Source organism: Pseudomonas sp. LY-1 (assembly GCF_053502595.1).
The window spans coordinates 304080-327604 of the sequence record NZ_CP094353.1 but is presented as its reverse complement, the minus strand read 5'-3'; the positions used below and the strand labels follow the sequence as shown (position 1 = coordinate 327604).

At 63.6% G+C, this 23525-nt stretch carries 21 protein-coding genes and 2 pseudogenes; 11 read left to right on the top strand and 12 right to left on the bottom strand.

Annotation, left to right across the window (positions count from 1 at the left end):
- Positions 1-3: 3 nt before the first annotated feature.
- Positions 4-900 (bottom strand): LysR family transcriptional regulator, encoded by an 897-nt coding sequence (locus tag MOQ67_RS01485; RefSeq protein ID WP_017848985.1) that lies wholly within the window; start codon positions 898-900, stop codon positions 4-6.
- 111 nt (positions 901-1011) lie between these two features.
- Between MOQ67_RS01485 and trpB the strand changes: the two genes are divergently transcribed.
- The 4 genes and pseudogenes from trpB to MOQ67_RS01465 all read left to right on the top strand — a co-directional run bounded on the left by trpB (position 1012) and on the right by MOQ67_RS01465 (position 5121).
- On the top strand, positions 1012-2238 hold the full coding sequence (gene trpB / locus MOQ67_RS01480) for a tryptophan synthase subunit beta (protein WP_017848984.1): 1227 nt from the start codon (positions 1012-1014) through the stop codon (positions 2236-2238).
- A complete protein-coding gene (gene trpA, locus MOQ67_RS01475) occupies positions 2239-3048 on the top strand; it encodes a tryptophan synthase subunit alpha (protein WP_046381551.1) in 810 nt (269 codons plus the stop codon).
- A 120-nt stretch (positions 3049-3168) separates the two neighbouring features.
- A pseudogene (locus MOQ67_RS01470) lies at positions 3169-3288 on the top strand (RcnB family protein); the annotation flags it as partial.
- 174 nt (positions 3289-3462) lie between these two features.
- Complete coding sequence (locus MOQ67_RS01465) at positions 3463-5121, top strand: BBE domain-containing protein (protein WP_448675805.1); 1659 nt, start codon at positions 3463-3465, stop codon at positions 5119-5121.
- A 42-nt stretch (positions 5122-5163) separates the two neighbouring features.
- On the opposite strand, the gene MOQ67_RS01460 is transcribed toward MOQ67_RS01465, so the two are convergent.
- The 6 genes and pseudogenes from MOQ67_RS01460 to MOQ67_RS01435 all read right to left on the bottom strand — a co-directional run bounded on the left by MOQ67_RS01460 (position 5164) and on the right by MOQ67_RS01435 (position 10630).
- Positions 5164-6468, bottom strand: a complete 1305-nt coding sequence (locus MOQ67_RS01460) for an MFS transporter (protein ID WP_046381554.1) — start codon at positions 6466-6468, stop codon at positions 5164-5166.
- A 175-nt stretch (positions 6469-6643) separates the two neighbouring features.
- Entirely contained in the window at positions 6644-7792 is a 1149-nt protein-coding gene (gene dgoD, locus MOQ67_RS01455; RefSeq protein ID WP_003170741.1) for a galactonate dehydratase, read from the bottom strand.
- A 48-nt stretch (positions 7793-7840) separates the two neighbouring features.
- The gene (locus tag MOQ67_RS01450) at positions 7841-8461 is read right to left on the bottom strand and encodes a 2-dehydro-3-deoxy-6-phosphogalactonate aldolase (RefSeq protein ID WP_017848979.1); all 621 of its coding nucleotides are present in this window, start codon (positions 8459-8461) and stop codon (positions 7841-7843) included.
- A gap of 1 nt (position 8462) precedes the next feature.
- Positions 8463-9422 carry a 2-dehydro-3-deoxygalactonokinase gene (locus MOQ67_RS01445; protein ID WP_126589319.1) on the bottom strand — a complete coding sequence of 320 codons (960 nt, stop codon included), beginning with the start codon at positions 9420-9422 and terminating at the stop codon, positions 8463-8465.
- Between the two features lie 176 nt (positions 9423-9598).
- Positions 9599-9676: pseudogene (locus tag MOQ67_RS01440) on the bottom strand (DOPA 4,5-dioxygenase family protein); the annotation flags it as partial.
- A 3-nt stretch (positions 9677-9679) separates the two neighbouring features.
- Positions 9680-10630: a choline sulfate utilization transcriptional regulator gene (locus MOQ67_RS01435; protein WP_017848977.1), complete on the bottom strand. Its 951-nt coding sequence runs from the start codon at positions 10628-10630 to the stop codon at positions 9680-9682.
- A gap of 103 nt (positions 10631-10733) precedes the next feature.
- Here MOQ67_RS01435 and betC point away from each other — a divergent pair, with 103 nt between their 5' ends.
- The 3 genes from betC to MOQ67_RS01420 all read left to right on the top strand — a co-directional run bounded on the left by betC (position 10734) and on the right by MOQ67_RS01420 (position 14916).
- Positions 10734-12248, top strand: a complete 1515-nt coding sequence (gene betC / locus MOQ67_RS01430) for a choline-sulfatase (protein ID WP_126589318.1) — start codon at positions 10734-10736, stop codon at positions 12246-12248.
- A 15-nt stretch (positions 12249-12263) separates the two neighbouring features.
- Complete coding sequence (choX, locus tag MOQ67_RS01425; RefSeq protein WP_046484407.1) at positions 12264-13187, top strand: choline ABC transporter substrate-binding protein; 924 nt, start codon at positions 12264-12266, stop codon at positions 13185-13187.
- Between the two features lie 160 nt (positions 13188-13347).
- A complete protein-coding gene (locus MOQ67_RS01420) occupies positions 13348-14916 on the top strand; it encodes a SulP family inorganic anion transporter (RefSeq protein ID WP_017848974.1) in 1569 nt (522 codons plus the stop codon).
- Between the two features lie 52 nt (positions 14917-14968).
- Here the strand turns inward: MOQ67_RS01420 and aroE are convergent, their stop codons facing one another.
- The gene (aroE, locus tag MOQ67_RS01415; protein ID WP_017848973.1) at positions 14969-15787 is read right to left on the bottom strand and encodes a shikimate dehydrogenase; all 819 of its coding nucleotides are present in this window, start codon (positions 15785-15787) and stop codon (positions 14969-14971) included.
- Positions 15787-16719 (bottom strand): oxygen-dependent coproporphyrinogen oxidase, encoded by a 933-nt coding sequence (gene hemF / locus MOQ67_RS01410; RefSeq protein ID WP_017848972.1) that lies wholly within the window; start codon positions 16717-16719, stop codon positions 15787-15789. The genes aroE and hemF overlap by 1 nt, the downstream gene beginning before the upstream one ends.
- Positions 16720-16879: 160 nt before the next feature.
- On the opposite strand from hemF, the gene MOQ67_RS01405 reads away from it, so the two are divergent.
- Complete coding sequence (locus tag MOQ67_RS01405) at positions 16880-17857, top strand: NADPH:quinone reductase (RefSeq protein WP_017848971.1); 978 nt, start codon at positions 16880-16882, stop codon at positions 17855-17857.
- Positions 17858-17988: 131 nt separating this feature from the next.
- Here the strand turns inward: MOQ67_RS01405 and MOQ67_RS01400 are convergent, their stop codons facing one another.
- The 3 genes from MOQ67_RS01400 to MOQ67_RS01390 form a co-directional block, all read right to left on the bottom strand.
- On the bottom strand, positions 17989-18546 hold the full coding sequence (locus tag MOQ67_RS01400) for an L-threonylcarbamoyladenylate synthase (protein ID WP_017848970.1): 558 nt from the start codon (positions 18544-18546) through the stop codon (positions 17989-17991).
- Between the two features lie 54 nt (positions 18547-18600).
- Positions 18601-19695, bottom strand: a complete 1095-nt coding sequence (gene dprA / locus MOQ67_RS01395; protein WP_057004927.1) for a DNA-processing protein DprA — start codon at positions 19693-19695, stop codon at positions 18601-18603.
- Positions 19696-19758: 63 nt separating this feature from the next.
- On the bottom strand, positions 19759-20535 hold the full coding sequence (locus tag MOQ67_RS01390; RefSeq protein WP_057004926.1) for a hypothetical protein: 777 nt from the start codon (positions 20533-20535) through the stop codon (positions 19759-19761).
- Between the two features lie 135 nt (positions 20536-20670).
- Here MOQ67_RS01390 and def point away from each other — a divergent pair, with 135 nt between their 5' ends.
- The 3 genes from def to rsmB all read left to right on the top strand — a co-directional run bounded on the left by def (position 20671) and on the right by rsmB (position 23507).
- Positions 20671-21177 (top strand): peptide deformylase, encoded by a 507-nt coding sequence (gene def / locus MOQ67_RS01385; protein WP_017848967.1) that lies wholly within the window; start codon positions 20671-20673, stop codon positions 21175-21177.
- A 69-nt stretch (positions 21178-21246) separates the two neighbouring features.
- Complete coding sequence (gene fmt, locus MOQ67_RS01380; protein WP_046381561.1) at positions 21247-22200, top strand: methionyl-tRNA formyltransferase; 954 nt, start codon at positions 21247-21249, stop codon at positions 22198-22200.
- Entirely contained in the window at positions 22197-23507 is a 1311-nt protein-coding gene (gene rsmB / locus MOQ67_RS01375) for a 16S rRNA (cytosine(967)-C(5))-methyltransferase RsmB (protein WP_017848965.1), read from the top strand. The genes fmt and rsmB overlap by 4 nt, the downstream gene beginning before the upstream one ends.
- Positions 23508-23525: the final 18 nt, after the last annotated feature.

The following is a 23525-nucleotide window of genomic DNA, read 5'->3' as shown; positions in this document are numbered from 1 at the left end:
CGGCTATACCGGCTGGCGCGACAGCTCAGCCTTGAGCCATTGCGCCAATTGCCGAGCGCGCCCGTCCGCGGCGCGCTTGGGTAGCCACAACGCCAGGTGCGCCGGGGTTTGCGTGAAACCCCACGGCGCCACCAGGCGACCGGCGCGCACGTCCTCCGCCACCAGCGGCTCCGGCGCGATCGCCACGCCCAGCCCCGCAACCGCCGCTTCCAGCAAGTAATACAAATGCTCAAACCCCTGGCCGAGTTTTAACGCACCGGGTTCGATCCCGTGTTGCTGCGCCCAGCTGGGCCAGGCCTGCGGGCGAGACGTGGTGTGCAACAGCGCTTCGCCGCACAGCGCCGTGGCCGGGGCGTCGCGCAGGCGTTCGTAACCGGCGAAACGCGGGCTCATGACCGGGCCGATGCGTTCGCTGGCCAGCTCGTACACCTGCATATCCGCCGGCCACGGCGGTTCGGCGAACAACAGCAGGGCATCCAGGCCGGGGCGGCGCGGGTCCAGATCACCTTCACCCGCCGACAGGTGCAAGCGCAGATCGGGCAGGTCGGCATTCAAGCGGCCCAGGCGCGGAATGAACCAGCGCGCCAGCAAACTGCCCGAACAGCCGAGGACGAACGGTGCATCGGCGCTGCTTTGGGTAATTTGCGCGCACACCTCCCTTAACCGCTCGAACGCCTCGGCACTCGCATCGCGCAGACGCACGCCGGCATCTGTGAGTTTGAGGCCGCGCCCTTCCTTGACGAACAGGCTGACCCCCAAATGTTCTTCCAGCACTTTAAGCTGGCGGCTCACGGCGCCATGGGTGACGTGCAACTGCTCAGCCGCCTGGCTCACGCTGTTGAGGCGGGCCGTGGCTTCAAAGGCGCGCAGGGCATTAAGGGGCGGGAGGTCTCGGCTCATCTGTGAGTTTTCCTGACAGGTTGCAGCGATCTTATCGGTTTTCAGCCCTGGGCGTCAGGGGTAGAGTGAGCGTCATTGCTTCCCACCCGAATTCTTTTCCTGGAGCGTCCCATGACTCAGTCCCAGACCGATCTACGCAACGGCCCTGACGCCAACGGCCTGTTCGGCGCATTCGGCGGCCGCTACGTCGCCGAAACCCTGATGCCGTTGATCCTCGACCTGGCCCGCGAGTACGAAGCGGCCAAGATTGATCCTGCGTTCAACGAGGAATTAGCCTACTTCCAGCGCGACTACGTCGGTCGACCAAGCCCGCTGTATTTCGCTGAGCGCCTGACGGAGTTCTGCGGCGGCGCCAAGATTTACCTCAAGCGCGAAGAGCTGAACCACACCGGCGCGCACAAGATCAACAACTGCATCGGCCAGATCCTGCTGGCGCGGCGCATGGGCAAGAAACGCATCATCGCCGAGACCGGCGCCGGCATGCACGGTGTGGCCACCGCCACCGTGGCCGCGCGTTTCGGCCTGCAATGCGTGATCTACATGGGCACCACTGACATCGAGCGCCAACAGGCCAACGTATTTCGCATGAAGCTGCTGGGCGCTGAAGTGATCCCGGTGGTCGCCGGCACCGGCACCCTCAAAGACGCGATGAACGAAGCCCTGCGCGACTGGGTGACCAACGTCGACGACACGTTCTACCTGATCGGCACCGTTGCCGGCCCGCACCCTTATCCTGCGATGGTGCGCGACTTCCAGTCCGTGATCGGCAAGGAAACCCGCACCCAGCTGCAAGCCCAGGAAGGCCGTCTGCCGGACAGCCTGGTGGCGTGCATCGGCGGAGGGTCCAACGCCATGGGCCTGTTCCACCCGTTCCTGGATGACAGCAGCGTCGAGATCATCGGCGTGGAAGCCGCGGGCTTTGGCATCGAAACCGGCAAGCACGCCGCCAGCCTCAACGGCGGCGTACCGGGCGTACTGCACGGCAACCGCACCTTCCTGCTGCAGGACGACGATGGCCAGATCATCGACGCCCACTCGATTTCCGCCGGCCTCGACTACCCCGGCATCGGCCCTGAGCACGCCTGGTTGCACGATATCGGCCGCGTCCAGTACACCTCGGTGACCGACCACGAAGCGCTCGACGCCTTTCACAAATGCTGCCGCCTGGAAGGGATTATTCCTGCACTGGAAAGCGCCCACGCCCTGGCCGAAGTGTTCAAACGCGCACCGACCCTGCCGAAGGAACACCTGATGGTGGTCAACCTGTCCGGCCGTGGCGACAAAGACATGCAGACCGTGATGCACCACATGGAACAGTCCCAGCAGGAGAAACACTAAATGAGCCGCCTGCAAACCCGCTTTGCGCAACTCAAGCAACAAAACCGCGCCGCCCTGGTGACCTTCGTCACCGCCGGCGACCCCGGTTACGACACCTCGCTGGCGATCCTCAAGGGCTTGCCCGCTGCCGGTGCCGACGTGATCGAGCTGGGCATGCCCTTCACCGACCCGATGGCCGACGGCCCGGCCATTCAACTGGCCAACATCCGCGCGCTGAGCGCCAAGCAGAACCTGGCGAAAACCCTGCAGATGGTGCGCGAGTTCCGCAAGGACAACAGCGACACCCCGCTGGTGCTGATGGGTTACTTCAACCCGATCCACAAATACGGCGTGCCGGCCTTTATTGCCGACGCCAAGCAAGCCGGCGTCGACGGCCTGATCGTGGTCGACCTGCCGCCCGAACATAACGGCGAGCTGTGCGACCCGGCCCAGGCGGCCGGTATCGACTTTATCCGCCTGACCACGCCGACCACCGACGACGTGCGCCTGCCGACCGTGCTCAATGGCAGCTCGGGCTTTGTGTACTACGTGTCGGTAGCCGGTGTGACCGGTGCCGGTGCCGCCACCCTGGAACACGTCGAAGAAGCCGTGGCCCGCCTGCGTCGCCATACCGACCTGCCGATCAGCATCGGTTTCGGTATCCGCACGCCGGAACAAGCAGCCGCCATCGCGCGCTTGGCCGATGGTGTGGTGGTGGGTTCGGCGCTGATCGATCACATCGCCAACGCCAGCAACGACCAGCAAGCCATCGACGGCGTGCTGAGCCTGTGCGCGGCGCTGTCGGAAGGTGTCCGTAACGCACGTAAGTAAGCGCCTCGTATGCGGTAGGTAAAGTTCCTGATACACAGGAATCAACCGGCAACACCGTGGCCTAAACAACAAGACCAAGGGATTTCGAACCGTGTTCGCAATCCCTTTTTTTGTATGTGTGCCCTGGCACGCCTGCCGTACTACGAGGGTTACGAATGGCGCCGTTCGGGCCCGGACGTGGTGCTGATCGCAGTGGGCACCGGCATCGTCTATGAGATTCTGGAAGGCGTGTTGAACTGACGCCACGGTTCCGCGATTTCTTCCGCTAGGCTTAAGGGGCGAACCGTTCGTTCCCCCTTAACGCACTTCATGCCTATTGCCGTCTAACCACCTCAGCAAGCCCCGGTATTTCTTGCGCTCCCGGTCGTTAAGTTAGCCGCATCAGAAGTCATTCTTGGCTCTATGGAGTACATCATGGCATTTGATCTCATCACCGAATCGGACCGCCGTCACGCCACCTTGCAAAAAGGCTTCAACCTGCGCTGGCCGTTGGGCAACGTGCAGGGCCAATCCTCGCCCAACGGCGCCAACCTGATTTACCTCTGTTACAGCCCCCAGGACATCATCGACGCCGCGGCGCAGGCCCTGGCCGTTGCCAATGGCCGGATTACCGTGCGCAGCGGCGGCCACTGTTACGAAGGTTTCGTCGCCAACAAGATGCCCGACAACCCCAATGAGGTATTGGCGATTCTGGATATCGGGCAAATGAAGCAACTGGACTACGATGCCGACGGCCAACTGCACTCCCAGTTGATGCCGACCTTGCCCTATCGCTACCGCTTTCGCCTGGAAGCCGGCGGGCAGAACTGGGACGCCTACGTCGCACTGTACACGTTGGCCAACAAGACCCTGCCCGGGGGGTCGTGTTATTCGGTGGGCCTGGGCGGGCACATCTGCGGTGGCGGCTATGGCTTGCTCTCGCGCAAACACGGCCTGGTGTGCGACTGGCTGTCCGGTGTCGATATTCTGGTGCCCAACGCCCAGGGCAACGGCCTGACAGCGCGTCATGTCTGCCGGGAGAGCACCGACCCGGACGAACTGGACCTGTTTGCCGCGTGCTGCGGTGCCGGCGGCGGGCAGTTCGGGATCATCACCAGTTATTACTTCAAGGACCTGCCGGACGCCCCCAAGGAGGTGCTTTGGCTGGTACTGGAATGGGACTGGGCGATGCTGACCAAACCGGCGCTCGACCGATTGCTGGTGGCCTATCAAGCCTGGTTCGCCCAACATCAGGCCGACCCGGACACCTGGGGCCTGGCGACCAAGCTGGAAATGCGCCACCAGCACACCGGCAACGTCACGCTGGGCATTCACTACGAGGACAAAGACGGCGAGTTGAACGATCAGGCGCCCTTCGACGATTTTGTCACGACGATGCTGGACGCCATCGGCATTGCCGCCAGCGAATCGGTGACACCGTTTCACGTGATCCACCTGCCGCGAAGCAACCCCACCGGGCGTGTCATCAACTCCTTGAGCACGGCGCGGGCCGTCGTGCGCCGCCTCGACTGGCTGCCGTGCCAGCAAACCCTCAACGGCTCCGGCGACAACCAGCGCGGGCGCTATAAGTCGGCCTATCAGAAAGGCATTTTCACGCCGCAGGTGTTATCCGCGATCTGGACCACGCTGACCTGGCCCGACCCGGCGAACGTGTTGACCCAAAGTCTCATACAGATCCAGTCGTTCGGCGGGCGCATCAACCAGCCAGATCCGGCAGTGCGGCGCGAATCGTCCGCGGCCCAGCGCGGCTCTTTCCTCAAGTGGCAACCGCAGTGTTATTGGCGCGATGCCAGCGCCGCCACCGACAAGGCACATGCCGATTGGATTCAGGGGCTGTTTTTCAACGCCTTCGCCAACGATCAAGGCGTGCCGCTCAACGCGGAGTTCGAGGGCTGCTACATCAATTACCCCGACCTCGACATGACGCACCTCGGCGGCAACCCGGCGAACGCCAAGAACCCCCAGTGGTACATGGTTTTCTTCCCCGACCTGATCATCGAAAGCCGCCTGCGGCGTACCAAGCAGCGCTGGGACCCGCTGAATATATTCCGCAACGAAATGTCGGTGCCGTAAGCCGCAAAAAAAAACGGGCGACCCCAAGGTCGCCCGTTTTTTTTACAACTCGATCCGTTCGACCTTGCCCACCAACAAGATGTAGGAAAGCGCCCCGAGCAACGCCAGCACTGCGATATAGGTGATTGCCGGTGCGAACGAATCGCCGCTGGCCAGGAAGCCAATCACGATCGGCGTGGCAATCGCCGCCAGGTTGCCGATGAAGTTGAACACGCCACCGGTCAAGCCGAGCAAGCGAGCGGGTGCCAAGGTCGACACCAGCGACCAGGTGATCGACGCCAGGCCATTGCCGAAGAACGCCACCGCCAGGAACGCAATCACCCAGGCCGTCGAATCCACGTAGTTGGCGCCAATGATCGCGGTGGAAATCAACAGCCCGCCAATGATCGGCAACTTGCGCGCAAAGCCCACTGATGCGCCACGGCGAATCAACCAGTCGGAAAAAATCCCGGAGCACAGCACGCCGACAAACGCCGCGAGGAAGGGCAGGGAAGCGAGCAGGCCGGATTTGATGAAGTCCATCCCGCGATATTTCACCAGATAGGTCGGGAACCATGTCAGGAAGAACCACAGCGTGGAGTTCAGGCAGAACTGCCCCAGGTAGATGCCCCAGAGTTTGCGCTTGCTCAGCACGATGCCCAGGTCGACCCAACTGAACGGTGCCTTGGTGGTTTGCGCCTGCATGTCCACCAGCCCGCCGCCGGCACGGATCAGTTCGATTTCAGCGGCGTTGGCGCCTTTGAAGTCCTTCGGCTCGCGGTACACCGCGTACCAGATCAGCGCCCAGAGGATGCCGACGCCGCCGGTGGTGACAAACACCATGTGCCAGCCGTAGTGGTGCTGCAACCAGGCCAGCACCGGGGTGAGAAACGCCAGCCCGACGAACTGCCCGGAGGTGTAGAAGCCAATCGCCGTGGCGCGCTCACGCTCGGGGAACCATGTGGTGACCACGCGGCTGTTGATCGGATAGGCCGGCGCTTCCAGGGCGCCCACCGCCATGCGCAGGACAAACAGCGCGATGAAGCTGGCCGCAAAACCGAGCATCACAGTGGCGATGGACCACAGCAGCAGGGCCACGGTGTAGAGGATGCGCGGCGGCACCCGGTCGACCAGCCAGCCACCGGGGATTTGCATGGCGGCGTAGGTCCAGCCGAACGCCGAGAAAATCAGCCCGACATGCACCGGGTCGATGCCCAGGTCACTGGTCAGGGCCGGGGCCGCGATCGACAGGTTGCTGCGGTCGAGGTAGTTGATCACCACGGTGATGAACAGCAGCACCATGATGAAGTAGCGCTTTCTGCTAGGCGTGACTAAAGAAGCCTGCCCGGTGAGGGATTCAGGGTGCATGGGGTTGTCTCTTCTTATGTTTATTGAGGACGGACTTACTGACCAAACCAGCTCAAATGTGGGAGGGGGCTTGCCCCCGATAGCGGTGAACCAGCCGCCGAAGATGTCGACTGACACTCAGCTATCGGGGGCAAGCCCCCTCCCACATTTTTTGCCACATTTTTTCAGGCAGACATCACCACTCGGCAAAACTGCCGTCGGCATGGCGCCAGATCGGGTTGCGCCAGCGATGGCCGATGGCCGCGCGTTCGATCACGTATTCCTCGTTGATCTCGATGCCCAGGCCCGGCCCATTGGGGATCTTCACGAAGCCCTGGTCATAGTCGAACACGCCCGGGTCGCGCACGTAGTCGAGCAGGTCGTTGCTCTCGTTGTAGTGAATGCCCAGGCTTTGCTCCTGGATAAACGCGTTGTAGCAGACCGCGTCCAGCTGCAGGCAGGCGGCCAGCGCGATCGGGCCCAGCGGGCAGTGCAGCGCCAGGGCCACGTCGTAGGCTTCGGCCATGTTGGCGATCTTGCGGGTTTCGGTGATACCGCCAGCGTGGGAAGCGTCCGGCTGGATGATGTCGACGTAGCCTTCGCTGAGCACGCGCTTGAAGTCCCAACGCGAGAACAGACGCTCGCCCAGGGCAATCGGGGTGCTGGTCAGCGGTGCGAGTTCCTTCAGCGCTTCGTAGTTTTCGCTGAGTACCGGCTCTTCGATGAACATCAGTTTGTACGGGTCCAGCTCTTTCATCAGCACCTTGGCCATGGGCTTGTGTACGCGGCCATGGAAGTCGACGCCGATGCCCACGTTGGGGCCGACGGCATCGCGCACGGCGGCGACGTTGGCCAGCGCCAGGTCGACTTTTTCGAAGCTGTCGACGAACTGCAATTCTTCCGTGCCGTTCATTTTCACCGCAGTGAAGCCACGGGCCACGGCCTCTTTGGCGGCGCGGGCGGTGTCGGCGGGGCGGTCGCCGCCGATCCACGAATACACGCGAATCTTGTCACGCACCTGGCCGCCCAGCAGGTCGCTGACCGACACGCCCAGGGCCTTGCCCTTGATGTCCCACAGCGCCTGGTCGATGCCGGCCAGCGCGCTCATATGCACGGCGCCGCCGCGATAGAAACCGCCGCGATAGAGCACGGTCCAGATGTCTTCGATATTGCGTGGGTCTTTGCCGATCAGGTAGTCGGACAGTTCCTCGACCGCAGCCGCCACCGTGTGGGCGCGGCCTTCGACCACGGGTTCGCCCCAGCCGGTGACGCCCTGGTCGGTCTCCACTTTGAGGAAGCACCAGCGCGGCGGGACGATGAAGGTAGTCAGTTTGGTGATTTTCATCTTCTTATCTCTCTTGTCGATGCAGCGCCCAAGGCGCCAAGCTTGCGATCAGTTCAGGGCATTCCAGGCCGCGACATACGCCTGGGCACTGCTCGCCACCTCGGCCACGGACATGCCCGGCTTGAACAATCCGGACCCCAGGCCGAAGCCCCTGGCGCCAGCGTCGAAATACACCTGCATGTTGGCCGGGCTCACGCCGCCGACCGGCAGCAACAGCGTGCCCGCCGGCAATACCGCCAGCCACGCCTTGATCACCGCCGGGCCCATTTGCTCGGCGGGGAACAGTTTCAATACGTCGGCGCCTTCGGCCAGCGCGGCGAACGCCTCGGTCGGGGTGGCCACACCTGGCGACAGGTACAGGCCGGCGGCTTTCGCGGCACGCAAGACCTTGGCGTCGCTGTGGGGCATCACGATCACCTGGCCACCGGCGGCCTTGACCTGCTCGACCTGCGCCGGCGTCAACACCGTGCCGGCGCCGATCAGGCAATCGGCGGGCAGGCTGTCACGCAGGGTGCGGATGCTGGTGTAAGGGTCCGGCGAATTGAGCGGGACTTCGATCACGCGAAAACCGGCGCGGTACAGCACCTGGCCAATCGCCTCGGCTTCGTCCGGGCGCACGCCGCGCAGGATCGCGATCAAACCGTTTTGCGTGAGTGCTTGCTTGAGCATGTCAGGCCTCCATTGCTGGTTGAATGAGCCCGGCGGCCAGGGCCAACTGCCAGAGACCGCGTTCGCTGGCCTCTTGCGCCAGGCTGACGTGGGCGAAGCCGCAGAGGCCGAGGGCACGCTGGTAACGTGTACAGAGCGGTGCGGCGCCGACCAGGATGATCGGCTTATGTTTGGCGGCACCGGGCAAGCCGGCGAGTTCATGGCCGATCAACAGGCCGGAGAGGTAGTCGGGCTGCTGGTCCGGGGCGAGTTCGCCGGTCAAGCCCAGGGTGCGTGCGCTGAACAGCGTCGACAGCACGCCGCGCTGGCCGTCTGCCGACAGCGCCACGCGCACGCCGCGGTCGAAAGCCGCCGCCTGGAAGTGTTCGGCGGGTTGTTGGGTACGCCCGAGCAGGCTGTGCTTGCTCAGCACCGCGAACAGCTCGCCGGTCATGAAGGTGTCGAAATGGGTGATACAGCCATCGACCACCTCGACCCATTTGGAATGACTGCCGGGCAGGCCGATCAAGACCTCGGCGCCGAGGCCTTGCAGCACGCCGAGTACCTGGGTTTCTTCGCCGCGCATCACGTTGGGCAAGCCGACCTGCTCGATCACGCCGGGCACGATATGCACATCGACGCCGCGCACACTGCGCACGCGGTTCAATGCTTGGCCGAGGCTGGCGACGTCGACCGGGGTGTTGCGGTAGGCCGCTTCGCTCCAGCCCTGGGCGCTGCCGACCATGCCGCAGGCGATCACCGGCAAGCCCGGTTGCGCGTCGAGCCAATCGCCACAGGCCGCGTCGAACGCCAACTCGAAGCCATCGCTGCAGCAAACGCCGGCAATCTCCCGGGGCTGGCTGGGCAGGTGCATGATCCCCGACGCCAACGCACGTTGTTCCAGCACCACGCCTGCGGGGCCGAGTTTATAAGCACGAAGGGAACTGGTTCCCCAATCGAGCGCGATCAATTGCGCCGGCATCGCTTCACCTGAAATGAGTGGGTGCTGAAAAAAGCAGATAGGCGAATATAAACCTATGCCCGGCGATATCTCAATATATAAATATCAATCCCATATATTGGAACGAATCGAGATAAATCCTACAACCACTCCGCTTTTTACTGCGGGAACGGCCAGGCTTTATCTGATAAGAGAGGTTAAAAAACCGACAGATTCAGTTCGCGCATCGCACCCATCCAGATCGCGTACTCGGTGTGGTCCTTCAGGTTATCGCCCCCCTAGACCGCAATCGACGGCAGGGCCAACCCGGTCAGCGACTGTGCGCTGCGCGCCTGCTCCGCCACCAGCCAGTCGACGAACCGCTCGACCAACTGCCCCCGCCGTTTGCGCTGCGGCTGCACCACGTAGTAGCCGAAGCGTGAGATCACCGTGTCGCTGATCGGCCGGCACAGCCACTTCTGTTCCAGCAGGTTGTCCACCAAGTGGCGCCAGCCGATGGCCACGCCCTGGCCGGCAATCGCGGCCTGGATCAACAGGGTGTAGTTATCGAAGCGCAGTTGGCCGGGGGTCGGCGTGCTGGTAATGCCCAGTTCGCGGAACACGCCGCTCCAGTCGAACCACTGGCTGGTGTGTTCCTGGCGCAGGTGCAGCAAGGGGCAGTCGGGCAAGGTCTGCACGGTCAGCGGCGTGGCCTGGTCCTTGAGCCATTGCGGGCTGCACACCGGGAACACTTCTTCATTGAACAGCCACAGGCTGTCGCCCTGCTTGAAACGGCCGTCGCCAAACAGCACCGCCACGTCGATATCGCTGCGCAACGTGGCGTGATTGCGCTCGCTGGTCACCAGGCTGACGTCGACCTGGGGGTTGGCCGCATGGAAGCGATGCAGGCGCGGCATCAGCCAGTAGGCGGCGAAGGCGAAGTCGGTGGCCACTTGCAGCACTTCGTGCTGGTCCTGTTGGGTGATCGCGCTCAGGCCCTGGTTGATGGTCTGCAAACCGCCCTGGACATGTTCGAACAGCAGCGCGCCGGCGTCGGTCAGCTCGATGCCACGGTAGATGCGATCAAACAGGCGGATCGCCAATTGCTCTTCGAGGCGCTTGATCTGCTGGCTGATGGCCGGCTGGGTGGTGCCCAGCTCCATCGCCGCAGCGGTAAAACTGCGGTGGCGCGCCGCCGCTTCGAACGCCCGGAGCAAATCGAGGGACACATCGCCGAAGGCTTTATACATAAGCTGTACTTATCCTAGACATTGCCTTTCATGGGCTTTACCCCATTTTCCATGGGCTGCATGCTCATTCGCATAAACACCGCCTATGGAATGCCGAAGACCCATGAAGCGCAAGAACATTCTTTTCATCATGGCCGATCAAATGGCCGCGCCGATGCTGCCGTTCTACGGACCTTCCCCGATCAAGTTGCCGAACCTCAGTCGCCTCGCCGCACAAGGCGTGGTGTTCGACGCCGCCTACTGCAACAGCCCGCTGTGTGCGCCGTCGCGCTTTACCCTGGTCAGCGGCCAGTTGCCGAGCAAGATCGGCGCCTACGACAACGCGGCGGATTTCCCCGCCGATGTGCCGACGTATGCCCACTACCTGCGTCGTCTCGGCTACCGCACCGCGCTGTCGGGCAAGATGCATTTCTGCGGGCCAGACCAGTTGCACGGTTACGAAGAGCGCCTGACCAGCGACATCTATCCCGCCGACTATGGCTGGGCGGTGAACTGGGATGAGCCGGACGTGCGCCCCACCTGGTACCACAACATGTCCTCGGTGCTGCAAGCCGGGCCGTGCGTGCGGACCAACCAACTGGATTTCGACGAAGAGGTGGTGTTCAAGGCCCAGCAGTACCTGTTCGACCACATTCGCGAGGGCGGCGACCAGCCGTTCTGCCTCACCGTGTCGATGACCCATCCCCACGACCCGTACACCATTCCCAAATCGTTCTGGGATCTGTACGACAACAGCGACATCCCGTTGCCCACAACCCCGGCCCAGGGCGATCTCGACCCGCACTCCCAGCGCCTGCTCAAGGTCTACGACCTGTGGGACAAGCCGCTGCCGCTGGAGAAGATCCGCGATGCGCGCCGCGCCTACTTCGGTGCCTGCAGTTACATCGACAGCAATGTCGGCAAGCTGCTGCAGACCCTGGAAGACACCGGCCTGGCCGACGACACCCTGATCGTTTTCTCCGGCGACCATGGCGACATGCTCGGCGAGCGCGGCCTCTGGTACAAAATGCACTGGTTCGAAATGGCCGCCCGCGTGCCGCTGCTGATCAGCGCGCCGGGGCAGTTCGCGGCGGGCCGTGTGACCCAGGCGGTCTCCACCGCCGACCTGTTGCCGACCCTGGTGGAACTGGCCGGCGGCGAACTCGAACCGCACTTGCCCATGGACGGCCGCTCGCTGGTCCCGCACCTGCAAGGGCAGGGCGGGCACGACGAAGTGTTCGGCGAATACATGGCCGAAGGCACCCTCAGCCCGCTGATGATGATTCGCCGTGGCGCCTACAAATTCATCTACAGCGAAGACGACCCCTGCCTACTGTTCGACATACACAACGACCCGCGCGAGCAGGAAGAACTCAGCCAATCGCCGCAGCATCGGGCGCTGTTTGCCGCCTTTCTGCTTGAGGCGCGGGCCAAATGGGACATCCCGGCGATCCACCAGCAGGTGCTCGCCAGTCAACGCCGTCGTCGCCTGGTCTACCAGGCGCTGACCCAGGGCAAGCTGAAGAGCTGGGATCACCAGCCGCTGGTGGACGCCAGTCAGCAATACATGCGCAACCATATCGACCTCGACGACCTGGAGCGCAAGGCACGTTATCCACAACCCTGCCAAAACCAATAAAACAGAGGGAAGGCCATGCAAAAATTGACTGTGGTGCTGGGCGTAATGGGCATGGCGGCGTTGAGCAGCGCCACCGTGTACGCGGACGCCGGTTGTGAGACGGTGAGGATGGCCGATCCTGGCTGGAGTGATATTGCCGCCACCAATGCCGTCGCCGGTTTTCTGCTGACGGGCATGGGTTACAAGCCCAAGGTCGACACCCTGGCGGTGCCGATCACCTTCGGCGGGCTCAAGGACGGCCAGGTGGATGTGTTCCTGGGTAACTGGATGCCGGCGCAGCAAGGTTTCTACGACAAATTCGTGGCCAACGGCGATGTGGTGCAGTTGGCGAAAAACCTCGACGGCACCGAATTCACCCTGGCTGTGCCGGACTATGTGTGGGACGCCGGGGTGCATGACTTTGCCGACCTCAACTCATTCGCCGACAAGTTCGACAAGAAGATCTACGGCATCGGCTCCGGCGCGCCGGCAAACCTCTCGCTGCAGGAGATCATCAAGAAGAACGACTTCGACCTGGGCCAATGGAAGCTGATCGAGTCCAGCGAACAGGCGATGCTCGCCGAAGTCTCACGGGCGGTGAAGAAACAGCGCTTCATCACCTTCCTCGGCTGGACCCCGCACCCGATGAACGTGCAGTTGAAAATGCACTACCTCAAGGGCGGCGAGAAGTACTTCGGCGACACCGGCAGCGTGTATACCCTGACGCGCAAGGGTTATGCACAAGCCTGCCCGAACGTAGGAAAACTGCTGACCAACCTGAGTTTCACCCAGGCGATGGAGAACAGCATCATGGCCGCGGTGGTCAACAACAAGGTCAGCAACGCAGATGCCGCGAAGGCGTGGATCAAGGCCAACCCGGCGGTACTCGAGCAGTGGCTCGACGGCGTGAAAACCGTGGACGGCCAGGATGCATTGGCGGCCGTAAAAGCCAAGCTCTAAAGCCCACCACTATCCAAATGTGGGAGGGGGCTTGCCCCCGATGGCGGCGGATCAGTCACTACATCATTGACTGTCAGTCCGCGATCGGGGGCAAGCCCCCTCCCACAAAAAGCCGGTGTGTACTGATACCCTGAGCCAAACCTTTCAGCCCGAGTTTGCGATGCCCCGGCCCAACCGCCACACACTCTTCCCCTTCCTCAGTTGGCTGCCGCGCCAAACCCGCGCCAGCGTCGGCCGGGACGCGATCGTCGGCCTCAGCGGCGCGGTGCTGGCCTTGCCGCAGTCGATTGCCTACGCGCTCATCGCCGGTCTCCCACCGGAATACGGCCTGTACGCCGCGATCATCCCGGTGCTGATCGCGTGCCTCTGGGGTTCGTCCTGGCACCTGATCTGCGGCCCCACGGCGGCGATTTCCATCGTGCTCTACGCCAGCGTCAGCCCCCTGGCCGTGCCGGGTTCACAGGACTACATCACCTTGATCCTGCTGCTGACCTTCCTCGCCGGAGTGTTCCAGTGGTTGCTCGGCCTGCTGCGCTTCGGCGCGCTGGTGAATTTCATCTCCCATTCGGTGGTGCTGGGGTTCACCCTCGGCGCCGCCGTGGTGATTGCCCTCGGCCAACTGCCCAACCTGTTGGGCCTGGATTTGCCGAGCCAGGCAACGGCGATCAACAGTCTGATGGCACTGATCGAGCACAGCGGCGAGTGGGACCACGCCTCACTCGCCCTGGGGCTCGGCACCTTGCTGGCGGGCGCGCTGCTCAAGTACCTGCTGCCGCGCTGGCCGACGCTGTTGATCACGCTGGCGCTGGGCAGCCTGGCCGCCTGGCTGTGGCCGGCGATATTCGGGCAGGTGGCGCTGGTCAGTGCGTTTATCGGCAAGCTGCCGCCATTCAGCCCATTGCCGCTGGACCTGGACATGCTCTTGCGCCTGCTGCCCAGCGCCGTGGCGGTGGGCATGCTCGGGCTGGTGACCAGCCTGTCGATCGCGCGCTCGCTGGCGGCGCGCTCGCAGCAATTGCTCGACGCCAACCAGGAAGTTCGAGCGCAGGGTTTGTCCAATATTGTCGGCGGATTTTTCTCCGGCTACCTGTCGGCCGGTTCCTTTACGCGCTCCGGCCTCAGCTATGAAGCAGGCGCCTGCTCGCCGCTGGCGGGGGTGTTTTCCGCCCTGTGGGTGGCGTTGTTCGCACTGTTTGGTGCAGCGCTGATCGCACATATACCGATCCCGAGCATGGCCGCGAGCATCCTGCTGATCAGTTGGGGCCTGGTGGATCATCGGGGCATTCGTGCGTTGTTCCGGGTCAGTCGCGCCGAGTTTGTGGTGATGAGCCTGACCTGCATCGCCACGTTGCTGCTGGAGCTGCAAACCGCGATTTACGCCGGAGTGCTGGCCTCGCTGTTTTTCTACCTCAAGCGCACCTCGCAGCCGCGGGTTCAACAATGGCGCGACGGCGAGGAAGAGGTGTTGCGGGTCGGTGGCTCGATCTTTTTCGGCGCCAGCCATTACCTGCAGGTTCGCCTGCAAAGCCTGCAGAGTGAGCGGGTGGTGATCGAAGCGCAGCAGATCAACTTTATCGACTATTCCGGGGTGGAGATGCTGCACCAGGAAGCGCGGCGATTAAGGGCGATGGGCCGTAGCCTGACCTTGCGCCGGGCCAGGCCGCAGGTCGTCGAGGAGTTGAAAAAGCTGGAAGGTGCCGACAATTGCCCCATCCATTTCGAAGACTGAATGCGGTCAAACAGGTGGGAGGGGGCTTGCTCCTCCCACCTTTCGAGTTGCCTCAAGCCAATTGACGGCGCAGTTCGGCCAACACCGGCGCCGAATCCGGACGCACGCCGCGCCACAGGAAGAACGCTTCCGCCGCCTGCTCCACCAGCATGCCCAGGCCATCCATCGCCACCGCCGCGCCGTGTTCCGTGGCCCAGCGGCAGAATGCGGTCGGTTCCTTGGCATACATCATGTCGTAGCAAAACGTTTTGCCCGGCGCGATCAAGCTGCCCGCAATCGGCGGTACATCGCCTGACAGGCTGGCGGAGGTGGCATTGATGATCACGTCCACCGGCTCACACAGCCAGTCGAAACCACTGGCAGACACCGGGCCCAAATCGTCGAACAACTCGGCGAGCATTTCGGCTTTTTCCACGGTGCGGTTGGCGATGATCAGCGACGCCGGCCGCTCGGCCAGCAACGGCTCCAACGCCCCGCGCACTGCGCCGCCAGCGCCGAGCAACAGGATGCGTTGCCCTTGCAGGTGCAGCCCGGCATTCACCGTCAGGTCGCGCACCAGGCCGGCGCCGTCGGTGTTATCGCCCAGCAGGCTGCCATCGGCCAGCTTGCTCAGGGTGTTCACCGCCCCGGCGCGCTCGGCGCGTGCGGTGAGGGTGTCGGCCAGGCGGTAGGCGTCTTCCTTGAACGGCACCGTGACGTTGGCGCCACGGCCTTGTTGAAAAAACTCACGGGCAAACCCGATGAAATCCTCGAGCGGCGCAAGCAGAGCGCTGTAGTCCAGTTGCTCGCCGGTCTGCTCGGCGAACATGCGGTGGATCAACGGCGACTTGCTGTGGCCGATGGGGTTGCCGAACACCACATAACGGTCCATCAGACCGCCGCCTTGGGCGCAGCCACGCCGAGCCAGTCGCGGTCTTGCAGGAAGTAGTCGGTGAGGCGCGCTTCTTCGCTGCCGGCCTCGGCTTTCCAGTCGTAGCTCCAGCGCACCTGGGGCGGCAGCGACATCAGGATCGACTCGGTACGTCCGCCCGACTGCAGGCCGAACAAGGTGCCACGGTCGTAGACCAGGTTGAATTCAACGTAGCGACCACGGCGGAATTCCTGGAATTCGCGCTGCTGTTCGGTATAGGCCTGGGCCTTGCGGCGCTGCACGATCGGCAGGTAGGCGTCGATGTACGCATCGCCGATGGCACGGATGAAGGCGAAGCAGGTGTCGAAGTCCCACTCGTTCAAGTCATCGAAGAACAGGCCGCCGATGCCGCGCGGTTCGTTGCGATGCTTGATGTAGAAGTAGGTGTCGCACCAGGCCTTGTAGCGCGCATAAACGTCGGCGCCAAACGGCGCACAGGCCTGTTCGGCCACGCGGTGCCAGTGGATGCAGTCTTCTTCGTTGGCGTAATAGGGCGTGAGGTCGAAGCCGCCGCCGAACCACCACACCGGCTCTTCACCTTCTTTTTCAGCGATGAAAAAGCGCACGTTGGCGTGGGAAGTCGGTACATGCGGGTTGTGCGGGTGAATCACCAGCGACACCCCCAGCGCTTCAAACCCGCGCCCGGCCAGCTCGGGGCGATGCGCGCTGGCGGACGGCGGCAGGCCGCTGCCAAACACGTGGGAAAAGTTGACGCCGCCTTTTTCGATCACCGTACCGTTTTCAATCACACGGGTGCGACCGCCGCCACCGGCTGGCCGGGTCCAGGCGTCTTCGATAAAGCGAGTGTCCGTCTCGAAGGTTTCCAGGGCGCTGCAAATACGGTCTTGCAGATCAAGCAGATAGGCTTTAACAGCCTCGGTGCGGGTAGTCATGGCATCACCTTGAATCGGGCAAAGCTACGCGAGGCCATTGGGCGTCGGCGGCAAATGGGCGCACAGGATACCACCGCACTCAGCTCCGTCGCAGTTGACGAAGATCAAGCTTAGGAGTCCGATAGGGGGCTACCCGAATTCGAACCCAGGAGAAGTGCAGATGGCCAAACGTATCCAGTTCAGCGTCCATGGTGGCCCTGAGGTGCTTGAGTACGTGGACTACACGCCAGCAGAACCTGGCCCACAGCAAGTTCGCGTGCGCAACGCGGCCATTGGCCTGAACTTCATCGACACCTACTTCCGCAGTGGCTTATACGCGCCGCCGGCCTTGCCGTCGGGCCTGGGCGCCGAAGGTGCCGGTGTGGTCGACGCCGTGGGCAGCGAGGTCAGCCAATTCAAGGTCGGCGACCGCGTGGCCTACGGCAGTGGGCCATTGGGTGCCTACAGCGAACTGCACGTGTTGCCCGCAGCCAACCTGGTTCACCTGCCGGACGACATCAGCTTCGAACAAGCCGCCGGCGCGATGCTCAAGGGCCTGACCGTGCAATACCTGCTGCGCCAGACCTATGAGTTGAAGGGCGGCGAAACCATCCTGTTCCACGCCGCAGCCGGTGGCGTGGGCTCCCTGGCCTGCCAGTGGGCCAAGGCCCTGGGCGTGAAGCTGATCGGCACGGTCAGTTCGCCGGAAAAAGCCGCCGTGGCCAAATCCCACGGCGCCTGGGCAACCATCGACTACAGCAAGGAAAACGTCGCACAGCGCGTGCTGGAATTGACCGACGGCAAGAAATGCCCGGTGGTGTACGACGGCGTCGGCAAGGACACCTGGCTGACCTCGCTGGACTGCGCGGCGCCCCGGGGGTTGGTGGTGAGTTTCGGTAACGCCTCGGGCGCGGTGGACGGGGTGAACCTGGGGATTCTGGCGGCCAAGGGCTCGCTGTATGTCACCCGGCCGACCCTGGCGACCTACGCCAGCAACCCCAAGGACTTGCAGGCCATGGCCGATGATCTGTTCTCGATGATCCAGAGCGGCAAGGTACGCATCGATATCAACCAGCGCTTCTCGCTGGCGGAAGCGGCCAAGGCGCAGACGGAACTGTCGGCGCGGCGCACGACCGGGTCGACCATTCTGTTGCCGTAAGGCTTGGGGTTTCTGGCGTGGCTAGGGGCGCCATCGCGGGCAAGCCCGGCTCCTACATTTGACCGTGTTGTCATGACGGACACCGATCGAATGTGGGAGCCGGGCTTGCCCGCGATAGCCACGCCACGGTCTCAGGACGGCCGCACAACCTCACCCGTCACCAGATCGCGAATCAGGCTCGGGTTCTTGCGCCCACCGAGGGCGCCACCCAACACCAGATCGACCTGGCCACGGAAGTACTGCTCGACGCGAATCCGCGTGCGGGCGGCCGGGCGGCCCTGGGGGTTGGCCGAGGTGGAAATCAATGGCCCGACCAATGAGCACAAGTCACGCACCAGCGGATGGTCGCTGACCCGCAGCGCCACGGTGTCGTGCTCCCCCGTGACCCATTCCGGCAACAGGTCCTGATGAGGCACCAGCCAGGTGTTCGGCCCCGGCCAGGTACTGGCCATGCGGTCGATCCAATCCTGCGGGAAGTCTTCGAAGAGAAAATCGAACTGGCGGATAGTATCCGCGACCAGGATCAGGCCCTTATCCACCGAGCGGTTCTTGATCGCCAGCAGCCGGTCCACCGCCGCTTCGTTCCACGGGTCACAGCCCAGGCCCCAGACCGCCTCGGTCGGATAGGCAATCACCGCGCCTGCGCGAATTTCTCGTGCGGCTTCCAGCACACGCCACCTGTTGACCATTACTCACTCTCCGGACTAAAGCTCTGCGCAGTTTACCGATCTTCCCTGCAAAACCTAGCAGCGCGCGAGCCAACGCCCGCTTTCGCAGATCACCTGGCCTTCCAGCTCCAACTCGGTGAGGCTCGCCAGCACCTGGGACAACGGCCGCCCGCTGGCAATCGCCAGGGCTTCGCTGGTGTGGGGCGCCGCATGCAGCAGTGCGACCAGTGGATGAGTCGCCGGCAGCGGCACCGGACACGGCAGCGCCTGCCAGCCGCGCAAGCCTTCAAGAATGTGCTCGATGGTTTCCACCAACACCGCGCCGTCGCGGATCAGCTGATGACAACCCTTGGCCGCGGGATGATGGATCGAGCCGGGAATCGCATACACCTCGCGCCCTTGCTCGGCGGCGAGCCGCGCGGTGATCAGCGAACCGCTGGCGATGCCGGCTTCCACCACCAGCACGCCCAGCGACAGACCACTGATGATGCGGTTGCGCCGGGGGAAATTGCCGGCCTGGGGCGCGGCGTCCAGCGGAAACTCGGAAACCACCGCGCTGCCCTGGGCAATCATCGCGGCCGCGAGGCGTCGGTGGCGCTGTGGATAAAACTTTTCCAGGCCGGTGCCGAGTACGCCGATGGTCTGCCCGCCGACCTCCAGGGCCGCTTGATGCGCCGCGCCGTCAATGCCCAGGGCCAGGCCGCTGGTGATGACGAAACCGGCACTCGCCAGGCTGCGGGAAAAGGCGGCGGCGGTGTCCATGCCGGGGCGCGATGCACGGCGGCTGCCGACCATGGCCAACTGGGGTTTTTCCAGGATCGCAGGGTCGCCGGCGACGAATAACAACGGCGGTGCGTCATCGATCTGGGCCAGCAGTGCGGGGTACTCAGGCTGGTCCCACATCAGCAAATGCTGGGCCGGACGCGCCAGCCAGGCCAATGCGACACTCGCGCCCTCGCGGACTTCATGGCTGCGCCGGGCCTCGGCGCTGACGGCGGGCAAGCCGAGCGAACGCCAAGCGCTGGCCGGCGCGCTGAGCGCTTTCGAGGCGCAGCCGAACGCGTCGATCAACCGGCGAAAACGCTTCGGGCCCAGTTCCGGCAGCCTGTGCAAGCGTAGCCGGGCTTCCAGTTCCGCCGGGGAAATTTCACTGCTGTTTATCGGATACATCTGATCATCCTTGACCGGAACAAGCTGTGGATAACTCTGTTGGTAACTTATTTAGCAGCCTATTTATTGCGTTTGACGGGCCGTCTCGAAACGGTCCATCACCGCCAGTGGCCGCGAGGCATTGAGGACCAGGCCATAACTGAGTTTTTCGTAGGTGCGAAACACCAGCAGCATGCCGCCGTACTCATCGGCCAGCTTCACCGGAGCGCCGCTGAGAGCGTCGCGTACCGTGGCGCCGGTCTTGATCACATTCAGCCGTTGGCCGTCGACCAGGCCGTCGCGGCGGCCTTTATTCAGGGTCACGGCATCCAGCACGCCGATCTGCGTCACGCCCTTGGGCACGTCGATGATGCGCCCTTCGATAAACGGCGCGGCCTGCGGGCCTTCCAGGCTGGCCAGCGCAACCGGCGGTTCGGCACGCAGCAAGCGGTCGCCGGGGCGCACTTCCTGGGTGACCCGTTGTACGGCAAGGGTGGTCAGGTCGCCGGCCATCACCCAGTGCGCGGTGCCGATGTCGTCGGCGTGGATACCCAGTAACTCCTGGGTTTTGGGGTCGGTGTAGACCTTGCCTCGGCGGAAAATCCCATAGCTTGGCTGGGCCGGGTCCAGGACGCCGCGGGCATGCACGCGCTCGCCATTGGCCCCCAGCACTCGCCCGGCCTCAGCCGCGACAACGTAGGGCGCGTTATCGAGATCGAGGGGCGAATCGAGGATGCGATTGTGTAACAAAAATCGCTGGATGGCCTGTTGCGTCGGTTGATCCAGGCGCGGGCCGGGCGATGGAAGCAGGGCCTGGGCGAACGGCGCCCAGAGCAGCAAGACGAGTAGCGATTTCCTCATGGGGTGAATCTCCTTTATTATGTACGTTCGCGTGAAACGCCATAGCCTTCGCGGCTTCCGAGCGTTCCACACCGGCCGTGCGGGTCCATCCCTACGCCGATTTGCCTTTACCTCACATGTGCAGCAATTACGCTTATGGCTATTTTGAACATCCTCGAATTCCCCGACTCGCGCCTGCGCACGATCGCCAAACCGGTGGCCGTAGTGGACGATAAGGTTCGTCAGTTGGTCGATGACATGTTTGAAACAATGTATGAAGCCCCGGGCATCGGCCTCGCCGCGACCCAGGTCAACGTGCATCAGCGTGTCGTGGTGATGGACCTGTCCGAAGATCGCAGCGAGCCACGGGTGTTCATCAACCCCGAGTTCGAAGCGCTGACCGACGAAATGGGCGAATACCAGGAAGGCTGCCTGTCGGTGCCGGAGTTCTACGAGAACGTCGAGCGCCCGGTGCGCGTGAAGATCAGGGCCCTGGACCGCGACGGCAAGCCCTTCGAGCAGGTTGCCGAAGGCCTGCTGGCGGTGTGTATCCAGCACGAATGCGACCACCTCAACGGCAAGCTGTTTGTCGATTACCTGTCCACGCTCAAACGTGACCGGATCAAGAAGAAGCTGGAAAAAAAGCACCGCCAGCAAGCTTGATGCCCTTCTTCCAAAGGCTTGCTGCGGCAAGCCTTTTTCTTTTGTGACTGCTTTTAACCGAGAACGCCCATGACCGAGCCACTGCGCATTGTTTTTGCCGGCACACCCGAATTTGCCGCCGAACACCTCAAGGCCCTGCTCGCCAGCCCTTATGACATCGTCGCGGTGTACACCCAGCCGGATCGCCCGGCCGGTCGCGGGCAAAAACTGATGCCGAGCCCGGTCAAGCAACTGGCGCTGGAGCACCACATTCCCGTGCTGCAACCGCCGACCCTGCGCAACGCCGAGGCCCAGGCCGAGTTGGCAGCGCTGAAACCGGACCTGCTGGTGGTGGTGGCCTATGGCTTGATCCTGCCCCAAGTCGTCCTGGACATCCCGCGCCTGGGTTGCATCAACAGCCATGCCTCGCTGCTGCCACGCTGGCGCGGTGCGGCGCCGATCCAACGCGCCGTGGAAGCGGGCGACAGCGAAAGCGGCGTGACCGTGATGCGTATGGAAGCGGGCCTGGATACCGGCCCGATGCTGTTGAAAGTCAGCACCCCGATCACCGCCGAAGACACCGGCGGCAGCCTGCACGATCGCTTGGCCGAGATGGGCCCGCCGGCTGTGATCCAGGCGATTGCCGGGCTCGCTGCCGGCACCCTCGAAGGCGAGGTGCAGGACGACAGCCTGGCGACCTACGCGCACAAACTGAACAAGGACGAAGCGCGCCTCGACTGGAGCCGCCCGGCCGTGGAACTGGAGCGCCTGGTGCGCGCGTTCAACCCGTGGCCGATCTGCCACAGCACCCTCAACGGCGAAGCCTTGAAGGTTTTGGCTGCCACCCTGGCCGACGGCAAGGGCGCCCCTGGTGAAATCATCGGTGCCAGCAAGGACGGCCTGCTGGTCGCCTGCGGTGAACAGGCGCTGTGTCTGACGCGTCTGCAATTGCCCGGTGGCAAGGCGCTGAATTTCAGCGATTTGTTCAACAGCCGTCGTGAGAAATTTGCCGTAGGCACGCTTCTCGGGGTGGCCGCCCAATGAACCCGCGTCTGGCCGCCGCCAAGGCCCTGGCCGCCGTGCTCAACGGCAAGGCTTCGCTGAACAGTTCGCTGCCGACCCAGTTGGATAAGGTCGAAGACCGTGATCGCGGCTTCACCCAGGACCTCGCCTTCGGCACCGCGCGCTGGCAGCCACGGCTGTCGGCGCTGGCAGCCAAGCTGCTGCAAAAGCCGTTCAAGGCGGCCGATGCCGATGTAGAAGCGCTGCTGCTGGTAGGCCTCTATCAATTGCTCTACACCCGCGTGCCGGCCCACGCCGCCATCGGTGAAACCGTCGGCTGCGCCGAAAAGCTGAAAAAACCCTGGGCCAAAGCCCTGCTCAACGCCGTGCTGCGCCGCGCCCAGCGCGAAAGCGAAGCGCTGCTGGCCGAGCTGGAACATGACCCGGTGGTGCGTACCGCTCACCCGCGCTGGCTGCAAAAATCCCTGAAAGCCTTCTGGCCCGAGCAATGGGAAGCCATCTGCGCGGCCAACAATGCACACCCGCCGATGATCCTGCGGGTCAACCGTCGCCATCACCGCCGCGATGCTTATCTGCAATTGCTGACCGACGCGGGCATCGCGGCCGCGCCGTGCGTGTACAGCACCGATGGCATCGTGCTCGAAGCCGCCACCGACGTGCGCAGCCTGCCGGGCTTCGCCGAGGGCTGGATCAGCGTGCAGGATGAAGCCGCGCAACTGGCGGCCGACCTGCTCGACCTGGCCCCAGGCCAGCGCGTGCTGGACGCCTGCTGCGCCCCCGGCGGTAAGACGTGTCACATCCTGGAGGTCGAAAAAGACCTCGCCGGCGTCGTCGCCGTCGATCTGGAAGCCAAGCGCCTGGTGCGCGTGCGGGAAAACCTCGCACGCCTGGGCCTGAGCGCCGAGCTGATCGCCGCCGATGGCCGCGACACCGCCACCTGGTGGGACGGCAAGCCGTTCCAGCGCATCCTGCTCGACGCGCCGTGCTCCGCCACCGGCGTGATCCGTCGCCATCCGGACATCAAGCTGACCCGCCAACCCGACGACATCGCCGCCCTGGCCGTGCTGCAAGGCGAACTGCTCGACGCGTTGTGGCCGACCCTGGAAGTCGGCGGCATCCTGCTCTACGCCACCTGTTCCACCTTGCCCACCGAGAACACCGAGGTCATCGAAGCCTTCCTCGCCCGCACCAGCGGCGCGCGCGAGCTGGACCTCGCCACGGCAGCCGGCATCAAGCAGCCCCACGGGCGCCAATTGCTGGCACAGGAAGGCGGACACGATGGCTTCTACTACGCCAAACTGATCAAGATCGCCGCCGCACGCGGCTGAACGGTTCAAAGGGAGTAA